The organism is Brevundimonas denitrificans (assembly GCF_030160755.1).
Lineage (GTDB): Bacteria > Pseudomonadota > Alphaproteobacteria > Caulobacterales > Caulobacteraceae > Brevundimonas > Brevundimonas denitrificans.
Window position 1 is genome coordinate 1 of sequence record NZ_BSOY01000109.1, and the last position, 4,973, is coordinate 4,973.

The 4,973-nt window shown below is 71.6% G+C and carries 6 protein-coding genes; 1 reads left to right on the forward strand and 5 read right to left on the reverse strand.

The features are described from left to right. Positions 1 to 672 (reverse strand): DNA translocase FtsK 4TM domain-containing protein (locus QQJ79_RS14735; RefSeq protein WP_284223681.1); only part of this gene is annotated, 672 nt, incomplete at its 3' end. A 134-nt stretch (positions 673 to 806) separates the two neighbouring features. On the opposite strand from QQJ79_RS14735, the gene QQJ79_RS14740 reads away from it, so the two are divergent. Then, positions 807 to 2,060, forward strand: a complete 1,254-nt coding sequence (locus tag QQJ79_RS14740) for a UbiH/UbiF/VisC/COQ6 family ubiquinone biosynthesis hydroxylase (RefSeq protein WP_284223683.1) — start codon at positions 807 to 809, stop codon at positions 2,058 to 2,060. Here QQJ79_RS14740 and QQJ79_RS14745 read toward each other — a convergent pair. The 4 genes from QQJ79_RS14745 to QQJ79_RS14760 form a co-directional block, all read right to left on the reverse strand. Further along, the gene (locus tag QQJ79_RS14745) at positions 2,057 to 2,251 is read right to left on the reverse strand and encodes a Trm112 family protein (RefSeq protein ID WP_284223684.1); all 195 of its coding nucleotides are present in this window, start codon (positions 2,249 to 2,251) and stop codon (positions 2,057 to 2,059) included. The genes QQJ79_RS14740 and QQJ79_RS14745 overlap by 4 nt on opposite strands. A gap of 116 nt (positions 2,252 to 2,367) precedes the next feature. Continuing rightward, positions 2,368 to 3,027, reverse strand: coding sequence for an LON peptidase substrate-binding domain-containing protein (locus QQJ79_RS14750; RefSeq protein ID WP_284223685.1), 660 nt, complete (start codon positions 3,025 to 3,027; stop codon positions 2,368 to 2,370). A 9-nt stretch (positions 3,028 to 3,036) separates the two neighbouring features. Further along, positions 3,037 to 3,933: a thioredoxin gene (trxA, locus tag QQJ79_RS14755; RefSeq protein ID WP_284223686.1), complete on the reverse strand. Its 897-nt coding sequence runs from the start codon at positions 3,931 to 3,933 to the stop codon at positions 3,037 to 3,039. A gap of 119 nt (positions 3,934 to 4,052) precedes the next feature. Further along, positions 4,053 to 4,973 (reverse strand): heparinase II/III domain-containing protein (locus QQJ79_RS14760; RefSeq protein WP_284223687.1); only part of this gene is annotated, 921 nt, incomplete at its 5' end.

Below are 4,973 nucleotides of genomic sequence, written 5' to 3' on the forward strand. Positions count from 1 at the left end.
CGGCGGAGCCTTGGCGGCGGGGCGGCGGGATTTGCTCTGCGGCGGCTCGGGCTGGCGGAGGCCTCGGGCCCAGGCCAGACCGTCTGCGACATCGGCGAACCTCAGGCCGACGGCGTAGCCGATGCCCCAAAGCGCGAGCGGCAGGAACAGGAGGCCGGCGATGACGGGGGCGCCCGGCAGGCGCAGGCCGTCGCAGATCATGCGGATCAGGCCGACGATGGCGTCACCCCACAGGCCCCCCATGCCGGCCGCCAGGGGCCAGGCGGCGGGCGCGGCGAGGGCCGACAGCGCCGCCGACAGGGCCAGAACCCCGCCGGTCGCCGACAGGGCCTTGAGCGGCGTGGGCTTCAGTCTCTGCTGGATAGCGTCGCCGATGGCGGCCGCCAGCCCGAAGGCGATCAGCAGGACGGCGGCGGGCCAGGCGCCCAGGCCCAGCGACTGCATGAACAGATCGGCGAACAGGGCGCCGTTCAGGCCCAGCCAGTTGGTCGGAGCGGCGCCTGAGGCTGCGTTGAGGCTGGGATCGGCCGGATTCCACGAGATCAGCGCTACCAGCAACAGGGCCGCGAGCAGGGCCTGGAGCACGCCGCGGAATTTCACCGAGATCGGCGCGCCCCACAGGATGCGGGCGCTGACCCAGGCGCGCTGGCCGATGGCGAGGGCGGCGGACATGCGGGCGGGAACTCCGGTCGGACGTGACAGTCCTCTGTTGTCGCTCGCGCAGGGTTAAGAGGCTGTTTACCAGCCGGTCGATCCGCGACCTTCCGGCGCTGGACGGGCGGGCGGCGAAGCGCGACAACGGCCCCATGAGCCAGACCGACCGCTATGACGTCATCATCGCCGGCGCCGGCCTGGCCGGGGCGACGTTCGCGCTGGCGGCGGCCCAGGGCGGGCTGAGGGTGGTTCTGGTCGACCCCCAGCCGTTCGACGCCCAGCTGGCGCCGAGCTTCGACGGGCGCTCCACGGCCATCGCCTTCTCCACCTTCCGCATGCTGGACGCGCTCGGCGTCGGTGCGGCCCTGCGACCTCATGCCTGCCGGATGGACCGGATTCTGGTCACCGACGGTCGGCGGCCCGGGGCGGCGTCGCGACCGCAGTCCTCCGCCTTCCTGCGCTTCGACGCCGACGAGATCGGCGACCGGACCGACGGCGAGCCGCTGGGCTATATGGTCGAGAACCGCCGCATCCGGTTCGCGCTCTCGGCAGCGGTGACGGCGGCGGGCATCGAGGTGCGGGCGCCGGCGTCGGTGGCCGGGGTCGAGGCCGGCGCCGCGATGTCGCGGGTGACCCTCGCCGACGGCTCGGTGATCGAAGCCCCGCTGACCGTCGGGGCCGAAGGCAGGGCTTCGCCGGTGCGCAAGGCCGCCGGTATCGAAACCGTCGGCTGGGGTTATGGCCAGAGCGGGGTCGTGGCGACCGTGTCCCTCGGCCGGGACCACGGGAATGTCGCCCATGAGTATTTCCTGCCGTCGGGCCCCTTCGCCATCCTGCCGCTGACGGAACAGCGCGCCAGTCTGGTCTGGACCGAATCGACGCGGCGGGGCGAGGCGCTGCGGGCGGCGTCGGACGAGGCCTTCCAGTCGCATCTGATGCGGCGGTTCGGCGACTTCCTCGAAGACGTCACGGTGGTGGGACCGCGTTTCGTCTATCCCCTGTCACTGCAACTGGCGGAACAGCTGACCGCGCCGCGCACCGCCCTGATCGGGGACGCGGCCCATGCGGTGCATCCGGTCGCGGGTCAGGGCCTGAACATGGGGCTGAAGGACGCCGCCGCCCTCGCCGAGGTGCTGGTCGAGGCGCTGCGGCTGGGCGAGGACATCGGTTCGGAGACGGTGCTGGACCGCTACGCCCGCTGGCGCCGGTTCGACAACGCCGCCCTGGCCGCGGGCTTCGACGGTTTCGTGCGGCTGTTCTCGAACGACATCGCGCCGGTTCGGCTGGCCCGGAACCTCGGCATCGCCGCCGTCAACCGCATCGCCCCCCTGCGCCGCGCCTTCATGCATGAGGCCGGCGGCGCCACCGGCGACTTGCCGCGGTTGCTCAGGGGCGAAGCCGTCTAGTCCAGCGCCCGCGCCTCTTCCGGCAGCATGATCGGCACGCCGTCGCGGATCGGGAAGGCCAGTTTCGCGCCCCTGGACACCAGCTCCTGCCGCTCGCGGTCATAGGTCAGCTTGCCGCGCGTGACGGGGCAGACCAGCACCTCCAGCAGGCGGGGATCGACGGACGGCGGGGTGTGGAAGGCGTCGGACATGGGGGCAAGCGTACAGGGGCGAGGGACGAGGGAACAGGGGTTAGGCAGTAGGCAGCAGGCAGTAGGAAGAAGGGCGGCGGACTCTATTGCCTACTGCCTGACGCCTACTGCCTCCCTCACTGCATCGACGGCGCTTCGCCGTCTCCGTCCGTCGCCGCGTCGATCGTCAGCAGGGCGGTGAGGACAGCGGACCGGTCGGTCAGGCTGGCGGCTTCGAGCAGGGCCTGTTTCTCGGGCGGATCGAACGGCAGGGCCATGGACAGGCTGTTGATCAGGGCCTCCGGCGGCGCCGTCTCGGCCGTGTCCCAGTCGATGTCGAGGCCGCGGGTCTCGAGATAGGCGCGCAGGGCGTCCAGCAGGCCGTCGCGGTCCAGGCCGACATCATCGACCGGCGGGGCGCTCAGGTCGGCCTCGAACGGCGCGAAATCGGCGCGGATCTGGCGATAGGGGGTCCGGGCCGGGATTTCGCCGCCCAGTCGGAAACGGGCGCAGCCCGTCAGGGTGATCAGATAGCGGCCGTCCGAGGTTTCGGCGTAGCTGGTGATCCGGCCAGCGCAGCCGATCGGCGACAGGCCGGGCAGGCGCTGCGGCCCGCCCTGCGGCTGGATCATGCCGATGATCCGGTCGCCCGCCATGGCGTCGTCGATCATGTTCAGATAGCGCGGCTCGAAGATGTTGAGCGGCAGCTGGCCGCGCGGCAGCAGGATGGCGCCGGGCAGGGGAAAGACCGGGATCACCTGCGGCAGGTCGGCGGCCTTCACATACCCCTGCGCCACGATCGTCTCCTATGCGAACAGAATGGAGGACAGGCGGCGACGCCCGTCCCGCGCCACGTCCGACCCGGCGCCGGCGGCCTCGAACACCACCAGCAACTGTTTGCGCGCGGCCTGGTCGTTCCATTCCCGGTCGGCGGCGACGATGGTCAGCAGGCTGTCGACCGCCCCCTTGAGATCGCCCGACGCGGCCTGGGCCAGCGACAGGTCATAGCGGGCCTGATGGTCGGACGGGTCGGCGGCGACCTTCGCCTTCAGCTCGTCATCCGCGCCCGTCGGGGCCGCGGACAACAGGGCCAGCTGGGCCCGGACCGACTGGACCGTCGCATCCTTCGAGCCCTGCGGGGCCATGGCGATGGTCTGGCGCGCCTGATCGACGTCGCCGTCCGCCAGATAGACCCGCGCCATGCCGGCGATGGCGCCCTCATGAGCCGGCTCGAGCGTCATGACCTGGGCGAAGGCCTGGGCCGCGCCGCCCAGATCGTTGAGCGACAGCGATTCCTCGCCCAGCGACATCAGCTGTTCGATGTCGGAATTGGCGCTCTCGCCTCCGGTCAGCCTGTCGATGAAGGCCTTGATCTGGCTCTCCGGCAGGGCGCCCTGGAAGCGGTCGACGGGCTGGCCGTTGACGAAGGCGTATACGGTCGGAATCGACTGAACCTGCAACTGCCCGGCGTAGGCGGGGTCCTTGTCGATATCGATCTTGACCAGTTTCACCGCGCCGCCGGCGGCGCGCACGGCCTTTTCGATCATCGGGGTCAGGGTCCGGCAGGGCCCGCACCAGGGAGCCCAGAAATCGACCAGCACCGGCTGGGACTTCGAAGCCGCGACGACATCGGTCATGAAGCCGGCGTCGGAGCCGTCCTTGATCAGGTCCTTCGGAAGGGCGGTCGGGTCGGCGAAGCTCATCAGTCGATCCTGTATCGGAAAAGGCGGAACGCGGCAGGCTTCAGATGGTCGCGGGGGCGGCCCGTCTCAAGTGGCGCCGGTTCGGCCGCGCTCAAGTAGCGCGAAGCGCGGCAGCGCTACTACGATGGGTCGGTTCCCGCACCTGCCGGGCTCAGCTTCCAGCGGATCTTGGTCTCGGAATCGGTGCGGGCCGAGCCGCGCACCACGATCTGCAGCGATCGCCGGGTCAGGCCCTCGTCAATATGGACCGAGGGCTCGATGGCCACGTCCGGCCCGTCGGTGCGGAACCACCAGCCCCGGCCCGAATGGCCGCGCAGCAGGATCGAGCGGCGATCCCGCGCCAGCGAGGCCTGGACGCCCGGCTCCAGCTGGAAGCGGACCGCATAGGGGGCCGCGATGGCGCGGACGACGTCCTTCTGGCCGGGCGCCGGGTGCAGCCGCTCCTCGGCGCGCAGTTCGTCCAGCCGCTGATCGAGGTACAGCCGGCGCTGGTGCAGCAGCCCATAGTCATGGACCCAGCCGTCGTGTTCGACCTCCAGCCAGACGGCGCCTTCGCCGTCGCGCTGCTGGACATCGACGTGCAGCGGCCGGCCGATCAGGCGGTGGCCCATCAGTTCGGCCTTCCAGCCGCCCAGCGGCTCGCCGGTCGAGCCTTCGCCGAGGGTCAGGGTCGAATGGCCGGGCGGCAGACGCAGGCCCTGACGGTCGGCGGCGCGGGGCGTCCAGCCGCAGCCGGTGATCAACCGGTCCTTGCCGCAAACGATCTCCAGCGCCATCGGCTGGGCGCAGGCCGCGCCGGACCAGACCCCGCGGGCCGGCCCGGACACATCGGCGGCGATGGTCAGCAAGGGGCTGCGGATCCGGGCGATGCCGGCCACGACCCGGCTGTGCAGGTCGGCGGCCGGCGCCTCGTCATGGGCGCGGGCGGCGGCGATCCGGGCCGGGGTCGACGGCCCCCCGCCCTGCATGGTGATCAGGCGCCCGTCGGGCAGGGTCAGCAGGCGCAGGGCGACGGTCAGCCGCTGGATGGCGGCGCGGAC